General features: G+C 66.0%; 14 protein-coding genes. 10 read left to right on the top strand and 4 right to left on the bottom strand.

From position 1 onward, the window contains the following. Positions 1-14: 14 nt before the first annotated feature. Positions 15-2,165 carry an ATP-dependent RecD-like DNA helicase gene (locus tag IPI67_04225; GenBank protein ID MBK7579394.1) on the top strand — a complete coding sequence of 717 codons (2,151 nt, stop codon included), beginning with the start codon at positions 15-17 and terminating at the stop codon, positions 2,163-2,165. A 120-nt stretch (positions 2,166-2,285) separates the two neighbouring features. Then, positions 2,286-3,617 (top strand): hypothetical protein, encoded by a 1,332-nt coding sequence (locus IPI67_04220; GenBank protein ID MBK7579393.1) that lies wholly within the window; start codon positions 2,286-2,288, stop codon positions 3,615-3,617. A gap of 8 nt (positions 3,618-3,625) precedes the next feature. Here IPI67_04220 and IPI67_04215 read toward each other — a convergent pair whose 3' ends face one another. After that, positions 3,626-5,167: a zinc-ribbon domain-containing protein gene (locus tag IPI67_04215; protein ID MBK7579392.1), complete on the bottom strand. Its 1,542-nt coding sequence runs from the start codon at positions 5,165-5,167 to the stop codon at positions 3,626-3,628. 913 nt (positions 5,168-6,080) lie between these two features. Here IPI67_04215 and IPI67_04210 point away from each other — a divergent pair. From IPI67_04210 to IPI67_04200, 3 genes are all read left to right on the top strand, one after another. Continuing rightward, complete coding sequence (locus IPI67_04210) at positions 6,081-8,102, top strand: OmpA family protein (GenBank protein ID MBK7579391.1); 2,022 nt, start codon at positions 6,081-6,083, stop codon at positions 8,100-8,102. Between the two features lie 173 nt (positions 8,103-8,275). Continuing rightward, on the top strand, positions 8,276-8,569 hold the full coding sequence (locus IPI67_04205; protein MBK7579390.1) for a rhodanese-like domain-containing protein: 294 nt from the start codon (positions 8,276-8,278) through the stop codon (positions 8,567-8,569). Between the two features lie 19 nt (positions 8,570-8,588). After that, entirely contained in the window at positions 8,589-8,870 is a 282-nt protein-coding gene (locus IPI67_04200) for a hypothetical protein (protein MBK7579389.1), read from the top strand. A gap of 14 nt (positions 8,871-8,884) precedes the next feature. Here the strand turns inward: IPI67_04200 and IPI67_04195 are convergent, their stop codons facing one another. Beyond that, the gene (locus IPI67_04195; protein MBK7579388.1) at positions 8,885-10,291 is read right to left on the bottom strand and encodes a M48 family metalloprotease; all 1,407 of its coding nucleotides are present in this window, start codon (positions 10,289-10,291) and stop codon (positions 8,885-8,887) included. Here IPI67_04195 and IPI67_04190 point away from each other — a divergent pair. The 3 genes from IPI67_04190 to treS all read left to right on the top strand — a co-directional run bounded on the left by IPI67_04190 (position 10,290) and on the right by treS (position 15,802). After that, entirely contained in the window at positions 10,290-10,724 is a 435-nt protein-coding gene (locus IPI67_04190; protein MBK7579387.1) for a hypothetical protein, read from the top strand. The two genes, IPI67_04195 and IPI67_04190, sit on opposite strands and share 2 nt — an antisense overlap. 190 nt (positions 10,725-10,914) lie before the next feature. Further along, positions 10,915-12,474: a GNAT family N-acetyltransferase gene (locus tag IPI67_04185; GenBank protein MBK7579386.1), complete on the top strand. Its 1,560-nt coding sequence runs from the start codon at positions 10,915-10,917 to the stop codon at positions 12,472-12,474. 34 nt (positions 12,475-12,508) lie between these two features. Beyond that, positions 12,509-15,802, top strand: a complete 3,294-nt coding sequence (gene treS / locus IPI67_04180) for a maltose alpha-D-glucosyltransferase (protein MBK7579385.1) — start codon at positions 12,509-12,511, stop codon at positions 15,800-15,802. Positions 15,803-15,950: 148 nt separating this feature from the next. Here the strand turns inward: treS and IPI67_04175 are convergent, their stop codons facing one another. Further along, positions 15,951-16,178: a hypothetical protein gene (locus IPI67_04175; protein ID MBK7579384.1), complete on the bottom strand. Its 228-nt coding sequence runs from the start codon at positions 16,176-16,178 to the stop codon at positions 15,951-15,953. 136 nt (positions 16,179-16,314) lie between these two features. Here IPI67_04175 and IPI67_04170 point away from each other — a divergent pair, with 136 nt between their 5' ends. Then, positions 16,315-16,533 carry a hypothetical protein gene (locus IPI67_04170; protein ID MBK7579383.1) on the top strand — a complete coding sequence of 73 codons (219 nt, stop codon included), beginning with the start codon at positions 16,315-16,317 and terminating at the stop codon, positions 16,531-16,533. Positions 16,534-16,540: 7 nt separating this feature from the next. Then, complete coding sequence (locus tag IPI67_04165) at positions 16,541-17,287, top strand: DUF2927 domain-containing protein (GenBank protein ID MBK7579382.1); 747 nt, start codon at positions 16,541-16,543, stop codon at positions 17,285-17,287. A 48-nt stretch (positions 17,288-17,335) separates the two neighbouring features. Here IPI67_04165 and IPI67_04160 read toward each other — a convergent pair whose 3' ends face one another. Beyond that, complete coding sequence (locus IPI67_04160) at positions 17,336-17,560, bottom strand: DUF1232 domain-containing protein (GenBank protein MBK7579381.1); 225 nt, start codon at positions 17,558-17,560, stop codon at positions 17,336-17,338. Positions 17,561-17,689: the final 129 nt, after the last annotated feature.

The following is a 17,689-nucleotide window of genomic DNA, read 5'->3' as shown; positions in this document are numbered from 1 at the left end:
TGTAGCGTTCCTCGGTGCCGACCACGCTCACCGGCCAGATCGAGCGCGTGACGTTCGAGAACGACGAGACCGGGTTTCGTGTGCTCCGGGTCGGTACCGTCGAGGGCGCAACAACGACCGGCCCCATCGTGGTCGTGGGCACGTTTCAGGCGGTCGGTCCCGGTACGCGCGTGCGTGTGACCGGGGACTTCGTCAAGGATCCGCGCAGGGGTGAGCAGTTTCGCGCCGACTCCCTCGTTGCCATCGAACCCGCCACGCTCGTCGGTCTCGAAAAGTACCTCGGCTCCGGGCTGATCCCTGGCATCGGGCCCGGCTTCGCACGCCGCATCGTCGAGACCTTCGGCATGGAATCCCTGAAGGTGCTCGACAGCGAGCCCGAGCGCCTGGGCGAGGTGTCGGGTATTGGCGCGCGGCGCGCTCGAGAGATCAAGAAAGCGTGGTCCGAACAACGTGCCGTCGCGAACGTCATGGTCTTGCTCCAGACCCACGGTGCGTCGCCGTCGCTCGCCGCCCGTATCTTCAAACGCTACGGTGACAGAAGCGCCGCCATCGTGCAGCGCTCTCCCTACCGGCTCGCGCTCGAAGTGCCGGGCGTTGGTTTCAAGACCGCGGATCGCATCGCGCGCTCCCTCGGGATCGCGGGTGATCACCCGGAGCGCGCTCAGGCCGGCGTCATGCACGAGCTCGGCTCCCTCGCGGACATCGGACACGTCGCCGTGCCGCGCGAGAGTCTCGTCGAGCGCTCCGCGACGATGCTCGAAATCGACGAGGCTCACGTCGAGGCGGCGGTGGACGCACTCCGGGCCAGCGAGCGGGTGGTGGTCGAGGACGATCGGGTCTACCTGTGGCGACTGCACACGGCCGAGCTGAACCTGACGGACGGCGTCGCGCGCTTGCTCCGCGCAGATGCCCCAAAGCTGCCCGGCCTCGAGGCTGCCATCACGGCCTTCGAGAAGAGGCGCGAGCTCACGCTGGCCCCGGCCCAGCGCGCCGCGGTGGAAGCCGCCGCCGCCCGCAAAGTGCTCGTCATCACCGGTGGACCCGGCGTGGGCAAGACCACCATCGTCCGCGCAGTGCTCAGTGTGCTCGAAGCCGCGAAGCTCCGGACCCGGCTCGCGGCACCCACCGGTCGCGCTGCCAAACGCCTGGCAGAAGCCACCGGCCGCGACGCGAGCACGCTCCACCGCCTGCTGGAGTTCGAGCCTCGGTCGGGTCAGTTTCAGCGCCACGCGGAGTCACCTCTCGATGCCGACGCTGTGATCGTCGACGAGGCGTCGATGATCGACCTGCCGCTCGGTGCCGCACTGGTCTCCGCCATGCCCACCAAGGCCCGCTGGGTGATCGTCGGCGACTCGGATCAGCTGCCGAGTGTGGGCCCGGGCGCGCTGCTTCGCGATCTCATCGACAGCGGCTCGGTGCCCGTCGTGCGCCTGAACGAGATCTTCCGCCAGGCCGGCGAGAGTCGGATCGTCGGCAACGCCCACCGCATCTTGCGCGGGGAGATGCCGGAGAGTGCCAACGCCGAGGAGCCGAACGCGGATTTCTTCGTGGTCAACCGCAAGGACCCGGAGGAGGCCGCCGCCGTCGTCGTCGAGCTGGCGACCTCGCGCATCCCCAAGCGGTTCGGCTTCGATCCGGTGCGCGACATCCAGGTTCTCACACCCATGCACCGCGGGCCGGCCGGTACCCAGGTGCTCAACCAACAGCTGCAAGCCGCCCTCAACCCGAGCGGCCCGTCTCTCGAGTCCCGCGGCCAGACCTTGCGCGTGGGTGACAAGGTCATGCAGACCCGCAACGACTACGAGCGCGATGTCTTCAACGGCGATCTCGGTGTGGTCTCCGCGGTCGACGCCTCGGCGCGCAGCCTGCAAGTGCTCTTCGATGGCCGCGAGGTCACGCTCGAGGACGCAGATCTCGAGTCGTTGACGCTTGCGTACGCGACCAGCATCCACAAGAGCCAGGGCAGCGAGTACCCGGCTGTCGTCGTGCCCATGCTCTCGACCCACTTCGTGATGCTGAGCCGCAACCTGCTCTACACCGCGGTGACGCGCGCGCGCCGACTGTGTGTTTTGGTCTCCGATCCGCGGGCGCTTCGCCTCGCCCTGTCCGAGGTACGGCGCGAGGAGCGCAGCACCGGGCTCATGGCCCGTCTGCGGGAAATCTGAGCAAATCGGTCAAATTGACGCTCTGCGCCATGCCAGCTTGACCACGGCCTTGGCGAGGCGTACACGGCGGCACCTACATGTAGGAGCCTGTCGGATTGGGCTCCGGAGGCTCCGCCCGCAATGTTCAAGCAGTCCTTCGCATTTGCGTTTGCTCTCTCCGCCCTCGTCTGCGGCTGTGCCGCCTCGACGGAAGCTCCCGAAGACGCGGAGCCCACCTCGGCGCTTGGTGACGCCTCGAGCTTCGCCGGAGGCTGGCGCTACTTCCAGACCGACTTCGGATGTCAGGCGCCCAGCCTGAAGAACGTCGTTCAACCCAAGAGCCGGCGCCACGTCTACCACTTCAACGCGGCCACCAGCACGCACACGACCTTCGAGCTCTCTGCCAGCTGGCCGAAGGGCCTTGGTGCGTTCCTCATGCTGGCCGATGCAAACGGCAAGCTCGTCGACTGGAGCTACTCCACGGGCAATCAGACGACCCTCGACGTCGAGCTCGCGGGCGCCGGCAGCTACTGGCTGTTCGTGTCGCCGGTCTGGTACGAAAAGCTCCATAGCGCGTATTCCTACAGCCTGACGGCCGCCTGTTCGAAGGAATGCGCTGCCGACGCCGACTGCGGAGCGGGCAAGGCTTGCGCGCTCCCGCAGTGCAAACAGGCTCCGTGCAAGAGCGGAGTCTGCGTGGATCAGCCCCTGTGTGCGGAGTACACGACCAGCGACGGCCGTTACTACGCCAAGAACTTCGCCGGCAGCGATCTGGCTGCCGCGAAGCAGTGGGTGGCCGCGGATCCCGAGGTCGAGAGCAGCGGCGTCAACGTCGGCAGTTGTGAGTCTCTCAACACAAAGGTCTGTCCGGACACGGATCCACCCGTGTGTGGTGTGCCGATCGCGACTGACAAAGAGGCCACGTTCGCCAGCCTGTGTGAGCTTCAGAAGGTCGTGCGCGGCGCTGCCGGCGCCACGGGCGAGAGCAAGACCAAGTACTGGGAGGGCGCTTGCCCGGCTGGTTACTGCGCGATCGGCTGGCTTGCCCCGCCGGACGTGAATTCGCCCACTGTGTACGCCAAGAACTTCGGCTCGAAGGGAGCGGCGGAGTCCTGGCTCGCCTCCAGCCTGCCCAACCTCCAGAGCTCGGAAATTCTCAACGGCCACTGTGACCAGCCGATGGCCTGCCTGACCCTCTACAAGCCCGTCTGTGGTGTGGTCAAGAGCAGCGCCGAGCACACCTACTCGAACGAGTGCGGGTTCCAGGGCGCCGTGATGAACGATGCCGGTAGCGCCGGCGAGAGCAAAGGTTACTACACGGCGGGAGCCTGCCAGCCTGCGTGCGACTACACGAATCCAAAACAGGTCTGGATGGCGCAGAGCACCGCGAAGTGCATGCTCATCAAATTCTACTGCACGCCGCCGGCGACGATGTTCGGCAACGAGTGCGGTTGCGGCTGCGAGACGCCGTGAGCTCGCGCTCAGGGCGAGATTGAGAAGCCCTTGCTCACCGTCACCGGATCCCCGCTGAACGCCGGGACCTGAGCTCGGCGGAAGACGCCGGCGATACAGCTGCCGACCGAGGTGCCGGGGAACTCGCCGCCGCTGATGTTCGCGCTCGTGACCCGACCTGAAGACGCAAACGTGACCACCGCCCGGCCGCCGCCAGTCGGGCCACCCGGGCGCTTGCAACCGGACGCTTGCGCCGCCGCACCACCGAGAGCCGCGATGGCCGCGCCCTTGTTGAAAGAGGCGACGCCGCTGGAAGGATCGGCTTTCTTCGCCACTTCCTCCTTCTTCTCTTCGGGCGGCTTGGTCTTGTCCTCTTCTTCCTTCTTCTTCATCGCCTCGGCGAAGCGTTTCTTGTCCTCTTCGCTGACCTCTTTCTTTTCACCGGACGCCGACGGGGCCGCCGCGCTCGTGTCCGCCGGCTTGGTCTCTTCCGGCTTGGTCTCTTCGCCCGGCTTGGTCTCGGTCTTTTCGGTGGTCGGGCTGGTGCTGCCACTCTTGCCCGAATTCTCGCCGCTCTTGTCCGGGCGTTCCGCCTTGGCCTCTTCGCCCTTTCCGCTACGCAGCGCCAAGACTCCGATCACGATGGCGATCACGGCCAGGAACGCCACGCCGCCACCGACCGCGAGCACCAACGTGTTGCTCTTCTTCTGGCCGTAACCAGGCGGCGGCATGCTGCCGAACGCCGCAGGCATCTCGCTCGGGATGCTCGGCCGCGGCGGCGGATCCGGCGGCGGCGGCGGTGCGGCCAGGAGGGCCTGGTTCGCGTTCATACCGAAGAGCGGGCCGGCCATGCCGCCACCGCCCATGTTCATGATGTCGTCGAGGTCGGCCTTTTCGTCGCTCGGCGCGGGCGCCACGCTGCCGCGTCTTGCTACCGGCGCGGCCTTGGGCGCCGCTGGGCCTACCCCGGCCTTGAGCGCATCGAGCGAGAACAAGACGGAGTTCTCGTTGCGTGCACCGGTCGGTTTCTGATCGTCGTACTCGCCTTCACCGGGCTGGGCGGCAGACGACACGACCTCTTCCTCGGAGCCGGCGGCCGCTGCGGCGCCGAAGATGTCCGCCGCGCCGCGACCGCGTTCGACGCGTGCCGCGCCGCCGGCGGGCGCGGCGAACGCAAACTGCGGCGCTGGTTCGGGTTGAACCGGCGCAGAGTGTGCGGGCGCAGAGAGGTAGACCGAGAGCTCTGGCGCTGATGCGAGCGGCACCCAGTCGCCCATGCCCTCCTTCCAGACAAAAGCATCGGCGGGCATCTGCCCAGCGTTCCACGCTTGCACGATCTCTTCAGTCGTCATCGAGCGCTGGTCGGTGTCGCTCAGATTGACCGACCACGCCTCCGGCGAGCCCGCGGCCTGTGCAGGCTCATCTGCAGCTGCTTCGGGCTGCTGCTCGCTATAGCCATCGACGATGATGGGTTCGTTGCAACCTTTGCAGCGGACCTTGACGCGCCGGCCCCGGACTTTTTCGTCCGCGATCGCATACTTCGCGCCACAAGACTGACAGGTGATCTTCATCGTGCTTCGGCTCCCGAACTGGGGCTACAGGTCAAAATCTAAACCAAGTTAGCTTCGCACGCGAAGCGACAAGATTTTTCCGCTCGCGCTGCCACTCAGTTCACCGTGACCAGCGCGGAGCCGTCGGCGCCGCAGAACCCCGATCCATTGGGGTAAAGGACGCCACAAGTCGGACAGATCTTGGGGTATTGCCCGCTCGGAGGGGCGCCTGCGTGTGGCGGTTCAGGTGGCACCAGCTCCTCGTCGTGAACTGGGCAGCTGATAATCCCGGGATCATACCCCTGCTCACAGATTGGGCAGACCCCTCCAGCGGGCTCCCGGGATTCAGTCGTCCCTCCGGCGGCCACCAGCCGGCTGCCATCCAACTTACAGAAGCGTTCCTCGGCGCCGTACTCGGTTCGGCAGCTTGGGCATGTCATGTGGGTCGGGGCCGGTGAGCTCTGCCTCTCGGGCCGCGACTCGATTCGAGTGACCCGAGGCGCCGGGGGCGGGGGCTCCGAGGAGCGGGCTCTCTCTGCCAATTTGCGCGAACGCCGCAGGAGCCAGAGCCCCGACAGCCCCGCCAAGACTGCGGCGAATCCCACGACTCCTACGAAGATCCGGCGACGATCATCCGACCGCGCGCGCTCATGCCCCGAGCGCGCGGTCGGCGCTGCGGGGGCCGTCGGCTGCGCGTGGAGGATGGACGTCTCCCCAAGGGTTGCAGCGGCTGCAAGAACGGCTACCGCGACCGTCAGCCTCACGGGAAGAGGCAGCATAGCAGACTCGAGCGCGCCTTGCCGGGGCCCGCCGCGCCGCGTTGACAGGGAAAATCCGCCTCTGCTACGGTCCGGCCGACTAACTCTAGGATTTTCGAAGGCTTCCGGCGCGTGGAGCGCGCGGGTGGCCGGCGACTGAAGAGGAGACGGATTCGATGCGTTGGGATAGCGGCATCAAGCGCTCGCAGCGATGGGTGCGCGCGGCGGCAACCGTCGGCACAGTGCTGTTGATTTCGGGGGCGGCGTTTGGTCAGGACGAGCCGCGCGTGGCCGAGCCAAACGGCGACGGCATGGACACACACCTGTTTCGACCTGCGGTCGACTCGAAGGGCTTCATGTTCGTGAACGGCTCCGACATCCTCGGCGCCAACGACATCAGCTTCGGGTTGGTCCTCGACTACGGCCGAAACCTGATGCGGACCAACCGCGATCGCGACGCCTGTGGCGGCCCCGGGGAGACGGGTTGCCCAGCCGGCGGTCCCAGCCTCGACCGTGGGGTGAACGCCTTGGTCAACAACTCGTTCCAAGGCACCTTCGGCTTCAACTACGGCATCGCGAACATCGGCAGCATCGGCATCACGGTGCCTGTCGTCTTGATGGCCGGCAACGAGGCCAACGAGATCGGCGAGACCGGCGCCACGTACAGCGCCGGCAAGCTGGATGCCCAGAAGATCAGCACTGTGGCTCTGCAGGGCAAGCTGCGGCTGACGCGCGTCGACCGAGGTCCCGGGCTTGCGCTGATCGTCCAGGGCGGCGTGCCGGTCGGGGATGCACCGCGCGACCTCGGAGCTGATCCGGGCGCCTGGTATTGGCCCCACATCGTGTTCGAAAATCGTTTCGGCTCGAGTGGCCGATTCAAAGTCGGCATCGACGTCGGCTACCGCGGACACACGGGAAAGAACCCGAAGTTTGGCGTCGACAACGCCGGCCGCACTCAGCTCGCCGAAGGCGAGTTCGAGAACGGAAATCTGGGCACGTTCGGTGTTGGCCTCGCGTATCGTGTCATCGACCCGCTCGACCTGGTCGTGGAGTCCTACGGAACCTACCTCGCCAGCGGCAAGAGCGACTCGAAGCAGAAGCTCAGCCAGGAGTATTTGGGCGGAATCAAGCTGTTCGTCGAGCGCAACAGCTACCTGATGATGGGCGGCGGCAGCCGGATCTACACGACCGGCTTCGAGGCGGCCGACGTGCGCATGGTGCTCGGATTCGTGTTCGAGCCGAGCATCGGCGACCGCGATGGAGACGGCTACAAAGACGACGTCGACCAGTGCCCCGACGAGCCCGAGGACTTCGACGGTTTCCGGGACGAGGACGGCTGCCCGGAGCCGGACAACGACAACGACGGCATCTTGGACGTCGACGATCGTTGCCCGAACATTCCCGAAGACCGCGACGGCGACGAGGACGAGGACGGCTGCCCCGAAGGTCAGGATGGCGACCGCGACGGCGATGGCATCTTGGACTCACGTGACAAGTGTCCCGACGACCCCGAGGACCGCGACGGCTTCGAGGACAAGGACGGCTGTCCTGATCCCGATAACGACAAGGACGGCATCCTCGACAAGGAAGACAGCTGCCCCCTCGATCCCGAGGACAAGGATGGGTTCGAGGACAAGGACGGTTGCCCGGATCCAGACAACGACAAGGACCAGATCCCGGACGTGAAGGACAAGTGCCCGAACGACCCGGAGACCTACAACGGCTTCGAGGACGAAGACGGTTGCCCGGACAAGGGCAAGGTCCTGATCGAGGGCTCCGACATCATCATCCTCGACAAGGTCATGTTCGAGACGAACAGCGCCAAGATCCTGCCCGAGTCGAACGGCATCTTGGACGCGGTGGCGGCCACCCTGAAGGGCCACCCGGAGTTCAAGGTGATCGAGGTCGCCGGGCACGCCGACGAACGCTCGAGCGACGAGTACAACCTGAAGCTCACGCGGGATCGCGCGGCGAGTGTCGTGGATGCCATCGTGGGCCGCGGGGTTCCCAAGACCCGGCTGGTCTCACAGGGCTACGGCGAGTACTGCCCGCTCGACGAAGGGCACAACGGAGCGGCCTGGGAGAAGAATCGCCGGGTGGAGTTCAAGGTCGTGAAGACCGAGGAAGGCTCCACCGACGTCGAGCGCGGTTGCGAGAAGGCAAAGGCCAAGGGCGTCCTGCCGCCCCCGGTCGAGTGAGCTCGCCGGGTTCGCCGGGGGCTGGGTCGCGTCCCGACCCCCCCCCGCGCCACCGAATCGTTTCCGGCGGGCCAGGCTCTCATCGGACACGCTTGGGGTGACGCTGCCCCTCCCTCCACATGAGCCCCTTTCAATGGATCCTGTTGGCGCTGATCGCGCTCCTGTTCGCGATCATGCTGCGCCGTCGTTTTGGTGACGTCTCGCCCTCGGATGCCCGGGCGCTGGTCGAAGGCGGTGCGCTGCTCTTGGACGTGCGCACGCCGGGTGAGTACTCGAGCGGGCACCTGCCGAACGCGGTCAACGTTCCCCTCGGGGAGCTGGGCGCGAAGGAAGCGGGCCTCGCGCCGAAAGATCGGCCCATCGTCGTCTATTGCGCCTCCGGCGTGCGCAGCGCCGCAGCCGAGTCACTGCTGCGCCGCGCGGGCTACGCCAAGGTGAAGAACCTGGGCGCGATGTCCCGCTGGTGAGTTGTTAGACTGACGGCCTGTGCCCGACCTCATCTCGCACGACGACGGTCCCCGCGCCGAGCCCTGCGTTCGCTGCGGAGCAGAGGCTGCGGGTCCCTGCGCCCGCTGCGGCCTGCCGGTCTGCGGAAACTGCTGCGTTCTCACCGAGGGTGGGGCGCGCACCTGGGCGATCTGTCTGGCGTGTGAGGACCGAGGCGGACGCGCCTTGGGCGGCGCCTGGCGGGGCGTCTTGCTCTGGATCTTCGGGATCTTGGTCGCGCTCTTCCTGGCGGTGCTGCTGCTCGGCAGCCTGGTGCGGTGAGTCCGCGCCGTCGCTCACGGGTCGATGCGCTTCACGATGCTTCCCGCCGGCAGTGGTTCGTCCGGACCGACACCGTTGATCATCGCGAAGGTCGCCAGGTTGGTATGCGGGGGAGAGCGCGCGAAGAGTGCCCGCAGTGAGCTCTCTTCGCTCAGCGTCGTCAACCGAACGTGGAGCTGACCGAGCTCCCGCAAGGCGGGATCGGAGATCTTGCTCGCGCCCTCGAGCAGGTCTCTCACCTGCACGTTCTCCGTGGTCGATTGCGGCAGGACGATCGCCATGACCAGTGGGGCGCCCGGTGTGTCGAAGACGTAGGTCCGCGCCTCGAGCCGCGCGCCCGCGCTCTCGCTGAGCACGAAGGCACGCCGCGCTCCCAGCGTCGTCTCCGCAAACCGTTCCCGCTCGCCGAGCGCCGACAGGGTCTGTTCCAGTGAGCCGTGCTCGGAGCGCGCCACGATGACAATCGTCGCCTTGCCGGGCAGAGCAGCCATCAGATCGCGACCGATCAACCGTGCGCGCCAGATTGCGGGCAGTGTCAGCTCGAAGTCCGAATCGGGCACGACGTAGCGGTCTCCATACAGGTACCCGGTGCGTGGACTCTCGCCGAACGGCAGCCCGTTGACCTTCGCCAGATACTCTCGCTTACGCCACGTTCCGCCCGAACCGATTTGCTGAGCAATCGCCTTCAGCCGCGCGCCCGTGTCGGGGTGAGTTCGGAGCACGGCCGGTACGCGACTGCCGCCCGCCAGACGCTCCAATTCCGCGAACAACCGCACCACCGCGAGCAGCCCGCCGCCGGCGTATCCGGCGCGTTTCAGGTAGTCGAGGGCGAGCGTATCCGCCACGTGCTCCTCCGCGCGCAGGCGCGACAGCAGCCTCAGGCGCTCGTCGGAACGGAGTTTATCCAGGTCGCCGTCCTCGACCCCGTGCTCAACGAGGTATTCAGCTTGGCGCCGCCAGTCCCGTTGCGAAATGTGAGCGACCTCGTGAGCCAATGCTGCCGCGAGCTCTGCCTCGGAGCTGAGGCACGCCAGCAGTCCGCGAGTCACATAGACATAACCACCGGGACCGGAACGGATGCTGATGTGAGAGCTGTCGAGCAGCCTCAGATGCCAGCGCGAGGGTGAGGGCTCGGCGAACTTCCCGACGCTGCGGAGAATGGTGCCCACGTAGGTGTCCAGTGCGGGGCTCGAGAACACCTGGACGTCGGTCAGCACTCGCTGATCCGCCAGCCGACCGAGCTCCTCGTCATCGCCGAGGCTCGGCGCGGAGCGCGCAGCGGCGGCATTCCTCCGCACACCGCCCGGTGAGCAGGCGGCGGCGCCGAGTGCCAGGGCCAGAAATATCGGAGCGAGCCGCATGTTGCCGTCGCTCTTCCCTAGCTCAGTCCAGCGGGCGTGGCACGCTGGACCGAGCGACATGCGAATTGATCCCGCCCTTGTTGCCTTGGTCTGCATCGCCGGCTGCGGCGCCTCGACCCCGCACGTCAGCGAGCCGTCCGCGTCGCGCGCCCTCGCTTACGAGGGCCGTGCCCGCGCCGCGGCCAGCGCTGGCGCCCGGCAAGAAGCGCTCGGCCTCGCGACCCGGGCGCTGGTCGTGCGCATTGCAGCCTGCGGGTACGATTGCCCCGAGGTCGCGTATTCGTTCACCCAGCTCGGCGATCTGCGGCTCGAAAACGCCCAGCCCGAGTGGGCCGCGCAGAGCTATCAGCGCGCCATCGAAGTGCTCGTGCCGCACGGCGAACCGTACGCGAGTTGGCTCGCCGCACTGAGCGTTCGCCGCGCGGAGGCCTGCGCGCGCGCAACGAACACCGCCCCAGCCTGTTCGACCGGTGACATCCGGTCTGGCAAATGATAGGGTATTCTCGTTCATTCGGCTGCCAGGGCTGAGCGCGTCTCCCGACGAGACACCGCACGCTGCTGGTCGCTGGATTTCGCCGCTGCGTCCGGGCAGCCTTGCCGACGCCACGTGGTCGTCGGGGCTGCGAGGCGCTGTCCCGCTTCGAGTCCACCCCCGCCTGACTCACCTCGACAACAAAGGGACCATGCCGAAGAAAATTGACCTGAAGGGTTTCGAGAAAAAGCTGCGCGTTCGCCCGCTGCGGAAGGCGGACTACTCCCGCATCGTGGAGCTGCAGCTCGCCTGTTTCCCCAACATGAAACCCTGGGCGAAGGAGCAGTTCGAGAGCCAGCTATCCATCTTTCCGCAAGGGCAGATGTGCGTGACCGTGGACGGAGTCATCGTGGCGTCGTCAGCCAGCCTGTGTGTCGACTTCGACATCTACAGCGACTGGCACGACTGGAAGAAACTCTCGGACAACGGCTACATCCGCAACCACGATCCGAAGGGTGACACCCTATACGGTGTCGAGATCATGGTTCACCCGAAGTATCGGGGTTTGCGCATTGCTCGGCGCTTGTACGATGCCCGCAAACAGCTGTGCCGGACGATGAACCTCGCGCGTATGGTGATCGGGGGCCGCATCCCCGGCTTCAAGGAGCACAGCAAGAAGCTCACGGCGCGTCAGTACGTCGACCGCGTCAAGAGCAAGGAGCTCCACGATCCGGTGCTGACCGCACAGCTCTCCAACGGCTTCGTCTTGCAGCGGTTGATCCCCGAGTACCTCCCGTCGGACGAAGACTCCGCCGGTTGGGCGACCCACATGGAGTGGCTGAATCTGGACTATCAGCCGAACGAGCGTCGTTATTTCCACCCGGTACAGAACGTGCGGGTCGGGGCCGTTCAGTATCAGCTGCGCAGCATCTCGAGCTTCGAAGAGTTCGCGCAGCAGGTCGCGTTCTTCGTGGACGTTGCCAGTGACTACAAGTGCGATTTCGTCGTGTTCCCGGAGCTGTTCACGCTGCAGCTGCTTGGCTTGGCCAAGGCGCGGCGCCCGGGGTTGGCCGCACGCAAGCTGGCGGAGTTCACGCCGCGCTACCTCGAGCTGTTCAGCGCGCTCGCCATCAAACACGACGTGAACATCATCGGTGGCAGCCAGTTCACGGTCGAGAGCGGCAAGCTCTACAACATCTGCTACCTCTTCCGCCGCAACGGCACCATCGGCAAGCAGTACAAACTCCACATCACGCCCAGCGAGAAGAAATGGTGGGGCGTCGAGGGCGGGACTCAGGTCGAGGTCTTCGAGACCGACCGTGGCCGCATTGCGATGAACGTCTGCTACGACGTCGAGTTTCCAGAGCTGGCGCGCATTGCGGCCAAGCAGGGCGCGCAGATCCTGTTCGTGCCCTTCAACACGGACGAGCGGCACGGCTACCTGCGGGTGCGGCTGTGCGCGCAGGCTCGCGCCATCGAGAACCATCTCTACGTGGTCATCGCGGGGGTGACGGGAAACCTGCCCAACGTGGAGAACGCGGACATCCACTACGCGCAGTCGGCGGTACTGACCCCGTGCGACATCGCCTTTGCTCGCGACGGCGTCGCCAACGAGTGCCAACCCAACGTCGAGACGATCGTGATGTGCGACGTGGACCTGGAGTCGGTGCGGCGCCACCGGTACACGGGCAGCACGACCAACTGGAACGATCGACGCCCCGATCTCTACGAGCTCAACTACATCGTCGGCGGCGAGAAGACCGTGATCTGAAGCGCGCTGGAACCCGCAGAACTGACCAGAGCCGATGGCGACGAAAACAGTGGGAAATCGAGAATCCGACCCTTCTTGGTACAAAGATGCGGTCTTCTACGAGCTGAGGATCCGGACTTTCTTCGACAGCAACGGCGATGGGGTCGGCGACATCCGCGGACTCATTCAGAAGCTCGACTACCTGGTCGATCTGGGCGTCACGACTCTCTGGCTCTTGCCGTTCTACCCGTCGCCGTTGCGAGACGACGGTTACGACATCGCGGACTACCGCGACGTGCACCCGGCGGTCGGGAACCTCGGCGACTTCCGCGCGCTGATCCGGGCGGCGCACGAGCGCGGCCTGCGCATCGTCACCGAGCTCGTTCTCAACCACACGTCTGATCAGCATGCCTGGTTTCAACGCGCGCGGCGCGCGCCGCCAGGCAGCAAAGAGCGCGACTACTACGTCTGGAGCGACACACCAGAGCGCTACGCGGACGCTCGCATCATCTTCACCGACTACGAGGCGAGCAACTGGACGTGGGATCCAGTAGCCAAGGCGTACTACTGGCATCGCTTCTTCTTCCATCAGCCGGATCTGAACTTCGAGAACCCGGAGGTCCGTCAGGCGATGTTCGACAACGTCGACTTCTGGCTGGAGCTCGGGGTCGACGGGCTGCGCCTCGACGCGGTGCCCTATCTGTTCGAGCGTGAGGGCTCGAGCTGCGAAAATCTCCCCGAGACGCATGCCTACTTGCGGGAGCTGCGTCGTCACGTGGACCGCCAATACCCGGGACGAATGCTGCTGGCCGAGGCCAACCAGTGGCCAGAAGACGCAGTCGCCTACTTCGGCGACGACGACGAGTGCCACATGGCGTTTCACTTCCCGATCATGCCGCGCCTGTTCTTGGCGCTCAGGACCGAGGAAGCGTTCCCCATCATCGACACACTCGCGCAGACACCGCCAATCCCCGAGGCCGCGCAGTGGGCCATCTTTCTGCGCAATCACGACGAGCTGACGCTGGAGATGGTCACCGACGACGAGCGCGATCTGATGCTTCGGGCGTACGCGGAGGAACCGGAGATGCGGGTCAACGTCGGGATTCGGCGTCGTCTCGCGCCGTTGCTCGGCAACAATCGCCGGCGCATCGAGCTCCTGAACGCGCTCTTGTTCTCCCTGCCGGGCACGCCGGTTCTGTACTACGGCGACGAGATCGGGATGGGTGACAACATCTACCTCGGTGATCGCAACGGTGTACGGACGCCGATGCAGTGGAGCCCCGACCGGAACGCTGGTTTCTCCAGAGCTAACCCGCAGCGTTTGTTCCTGCCGCCGATCATCGACCCCGAGAACCACTACGAGTCGGTCAATGTCGAGAACCAGCAGCGCAATCCCAGCTCGTTGCTCTGGTGGACGAAGCGGCTCATCGCCCTGCGCAAGCAGCACGCCGCGTTCGGACGCGGAACTTTTCGAGTCGTTGCGTCGGGCAATCGTTCGGTGCTGGCCTTCACGCGGCAGTTCGGCGACGAGACGATCCTGGTCGTGGCCAACATGTCCCGCTTTGCGCAGTACGCGGAGCTCGACATGCCGGATCTTGCCGGCCTCGAGCCGGTCGAGCTCTTCGGGCGCAATCGTTTTCCGGCGCTCAGGAGCACGCCGTATCCCATGTCCATCGGCCCGCACGAGTTCTTCTGGTTCGCGCTGGAGAACCGCCTCGAGTCGGCCAAACTTCAATCCGAAGACATCGCGCCGGATCTTCGGGTGTGGTCCAGCTGGACCGAGATCCTGGACGCCAAGCGACTGACTCCGCCGTTGGAGCGGAGCCTCCGGCGTTTCTTGGCGCGTCAGCGCTGGTTCCGCAGCAAGTCACGGGAGCTCGACAAACTCCGGATTGCTCACTCGTTCGAGCTCCCGAATGGCAGCGACACCCGGTTGACGTTTGTCGAAGTGGGATTCTCGAGCGGCGAACCGGAAACCTATGTCACCGCGCTGGGGCTGCGTCCCGAGGGTCACCCCGACCCCATCGCGCGCGTTCGCCGGCAGTCGCGCCAGCGCGCTCAGGTTGTGGTGGACGTCAGCGGGGAATCGCTGGTGCCGAGCTGGTTGTTCGAGGTCTGCTCGACCAAAAAACGCGTGAAGAGCCCGTGGGGAACCCTGGTTGGTACGCGTGCGCCAGCACTCGGGCGCAAACTGCCGGCGGAGCTCGCGGTTCGTCCGCTCGCACTCGATCAGACCAATACGACCTTCGTGCTGGGGGACAGCGTCACGTGCAAGGTCTCGCGGCGGGTCGAGGAGGCCCCCAGCGTCGAGGTCGAGCTGTTGGCTGCCTTGGCCCCGCGGGCAGCGGGGCTGGGGATCCCGGAGTTGCTCGGCACCGTGGACCTGCTGCGCGACGGAGGGCTCGCCTCGACGCTCGCTACGTTCACGACGTTCATCCCAAACCATGGCACCGCATGGCAGCTGTCCGTCGACGAGGTTCACCGCTATTTCGATCGCGTGCTCTCTCAGAAGGGCACGGAACCTCCTGCCTCGAGGCCAGGCCGTCGCGGGCGGCGTGGCGAGCGCAGCGCAACGGATCCGCAGGCAGACGTCGTCGGCGGTTATGTCGAGGTCGCGCGGCGCCTCGGGCAGCGTGTCGCGGCGCTGCACGTCGCGTTGGCGGAAGCGCCCGGCGCGGAACTCGGCGTGGCGCCATTTACTGGGTTGGCGCGCCGCTCGGCCTACCAGGCGCTGAGGACCTTGGGCGCAGGTTGTCTCGAGTCGCTGAAGAAGAAACAACCCGACTTGCCGGATTCTGCCCGAGAGCTCGCCCAAGCGGTGCTTGGCCGGCGCCGCGCCATCGAGGAGCTTTCACGTTCACTCACCGAGACGAATTTCGGCGGGCGCTTGATCCGAGTGCATGGTGACCTGCACCTCGGTCAGATTCTCCACACCGGCAACGACTTTGCCATCATCGACTTCGAGGGAGAGCCCGGACGGTCGCCGGCCGATCGTCGCCGCCGGAGGTCGCCATTGGTCGATGTCGCCGGCATGCTGAGGTCGCTTTCGTACGCGGTCTACGGGGTCTTGCGCGGAGAGGTTCCGCTCAGTGGCCCTCGTCACGAAGACACGCTGCGACTCGAGCCGTGGGCGCGGCTCTGGGTCAACACCGCCTCGCACGCGCTGCTCGAGGCCTACGCCGAGGGTGTGGCTGCCGCCCGCATCGTTCCCGAGGACGAGGGGGAGCGACTGGCGCTGCTCCGGGTATTCGTGCTCGAAAAGGCCCTGTACGAGGTCAGCTACGAGCTCGACAACCGCCCGGGCTGGGTCGCCGTGCCGCTGCAGGGTGTGCTCGACGTGCTCGAGTGACGAGGGCGGGTACGGGGGGCGGGGTCAGAGTCCGGGTCGGGAGGACAAGTCGTCGAGTACGAGCACGAGGGCAACGAGCCAGCGAAACCGATCGCTCGATAGGCGCCGCTCGGCCGGAGAGTCAGCGGAGTGAGAACTACGGCCGGCCTCAGTCTGCGCGGCAGGCGCCCTCGTGGCAGGACTTGCCCCGACCGCAGCCAGAGTCTCCGACGCACTCCACACACTTGCGCATGAGGCAGTATCTGAATTTTCCGCCCTGCTCGTGGCACTCCGAGTCGATGCGACAGGAGACGTACTGCGGCTCCGGACTGCAGCCGGTCGGAGTCATGGCGGCAAAGAGCAGGATCAGGCCCAAGAATAGGTGGCGATAAGACACTTCAGCCTGACAGCTTAGTCGCAATTAATTGCATGTCAAACTAACTGCGGTTTCCTGGGGCAGCGGAGAGTTCGCCATCTTCATCATCTTCGAATCCATTTTTCACCCTGAATGCTCCAACCGTCAGGAAGGAACCATGGCGAAGTCGAAGGCATCGGCGCGAGGCGACGAGCTCCTGCTCACGGGCGCGGGGGTCGGTGTCATCGGCGTCGCGGGAGCAGTTCTCCTCGGCGCAACCTGCCCCGTTTGTGTGGTCGCAACCCCGGTCTTGGTCGGCGCGGGGCTCTGGCAAAAGTACCAGGCCCGAAGGCGACCGCCGAGCGGAGTGGACGACCCCACGAAGGTCGAGCCATGATCCGCTGATGCGTCACTCGTTCGCCTGGGGGTTGGCCCTCAGCCTGACTGTCCTCGGCTGTAGCGGCTCGGACTCCGGCCCTGGCGCGGGCGGCGCGGGCGGCGCTGCGGGGGGCGGCGGTTGGGCTGGCGCAGCCGGGGCCCCCGACGCCGCACTGGTCAAGGAGTGGGCCGAGCAGGTTGCGCTCGGAACCGAGTTCGGCGGCGGGGACAAGGTCGTCGCTCGCTGGGACGGCGCGCCGACGCTCTCGGTCATGATCGGGTCGATGGCGGATCGTGCTGACCTGGACGAGCTCGTTCCCAAGCTCAACACGAGGCTCGGCTCACACGCGGTGACGGTCGTCGGCGACGCCGATGCGAGCGCGGACATTCAGGTTCACTTCGTGCCGCTCGCGGAGTTCGGCGCAATCGGTGCCCAGGAGGGTTTCCCCGTCGTCCCGGGCAACTGGGGTTATTTCTACATGTTCTGGGACAAGAACCACGCGCTGACCAAGACCGTCGTGCTCTTGGCGACGGACAAACTGTCGGGCGCCGACCTGCGCCATTTCACCTTCGAAGAGGTCACACAGTCCCTCGGTCTCGCCACGGACTCGGACATCTTCTCCGACAGCATCTTCTACGCGAACGGCTCGGACGGCGGGGACGCCAGCGAGCTCAGCATGCTCGACCAGGTGCTGCTGCAATTCCTCTATGCACACACCCAGCCCGGAGATGACAAGGCGGCGTTCGACGCGGCATTCGACCAGTTCTTCTGAAAGGCGGTGCGCCGTTCAGCGCACCCCATTCGCTGCTCCGTTGCTGTCTCAGCGCACCTCGGTGCCCTGGGTCTCGACCACACCCGGGGTGATGTAACTCTCCTGAGGCGTCTGGAGCGCGGCGCCTTGCTCGCGCTGAAAGCGGCGGAAAGCGAGGAGCAAGCCTGTTCCGGCGGCCAGGAGCGCGATCAGATCGTCGATCCACCCGACGATCACGATCACGTCGGGCACGAAGTCGACCGGCATGATCACGTACACGACGGTCAAGAGCATGAACGCTTTGGCCAGGAAACCGGCCTTAGGGTTCAGGAAAAAACGCAGGCTGGTCGCGAGGTCTCCGGCTTTCTTCTGCATGATCACTCCCGAGGCAGACCGGTCCAGGGTAAGTCGCCAAGCAGGCAG

The organism is Myxococcales bacterium (assembly GCA_016706225.1).
GTDB lineage: Bacteria > Myxococcota_A > Polyangia > Polyangiales > Polyangiaceae > JADJKB01.
The sequence above is the reverse complement of the archived record's forward strand: the minus strand, read 5'-3'. Positions and strand labels throughout refer to the sequence as shown.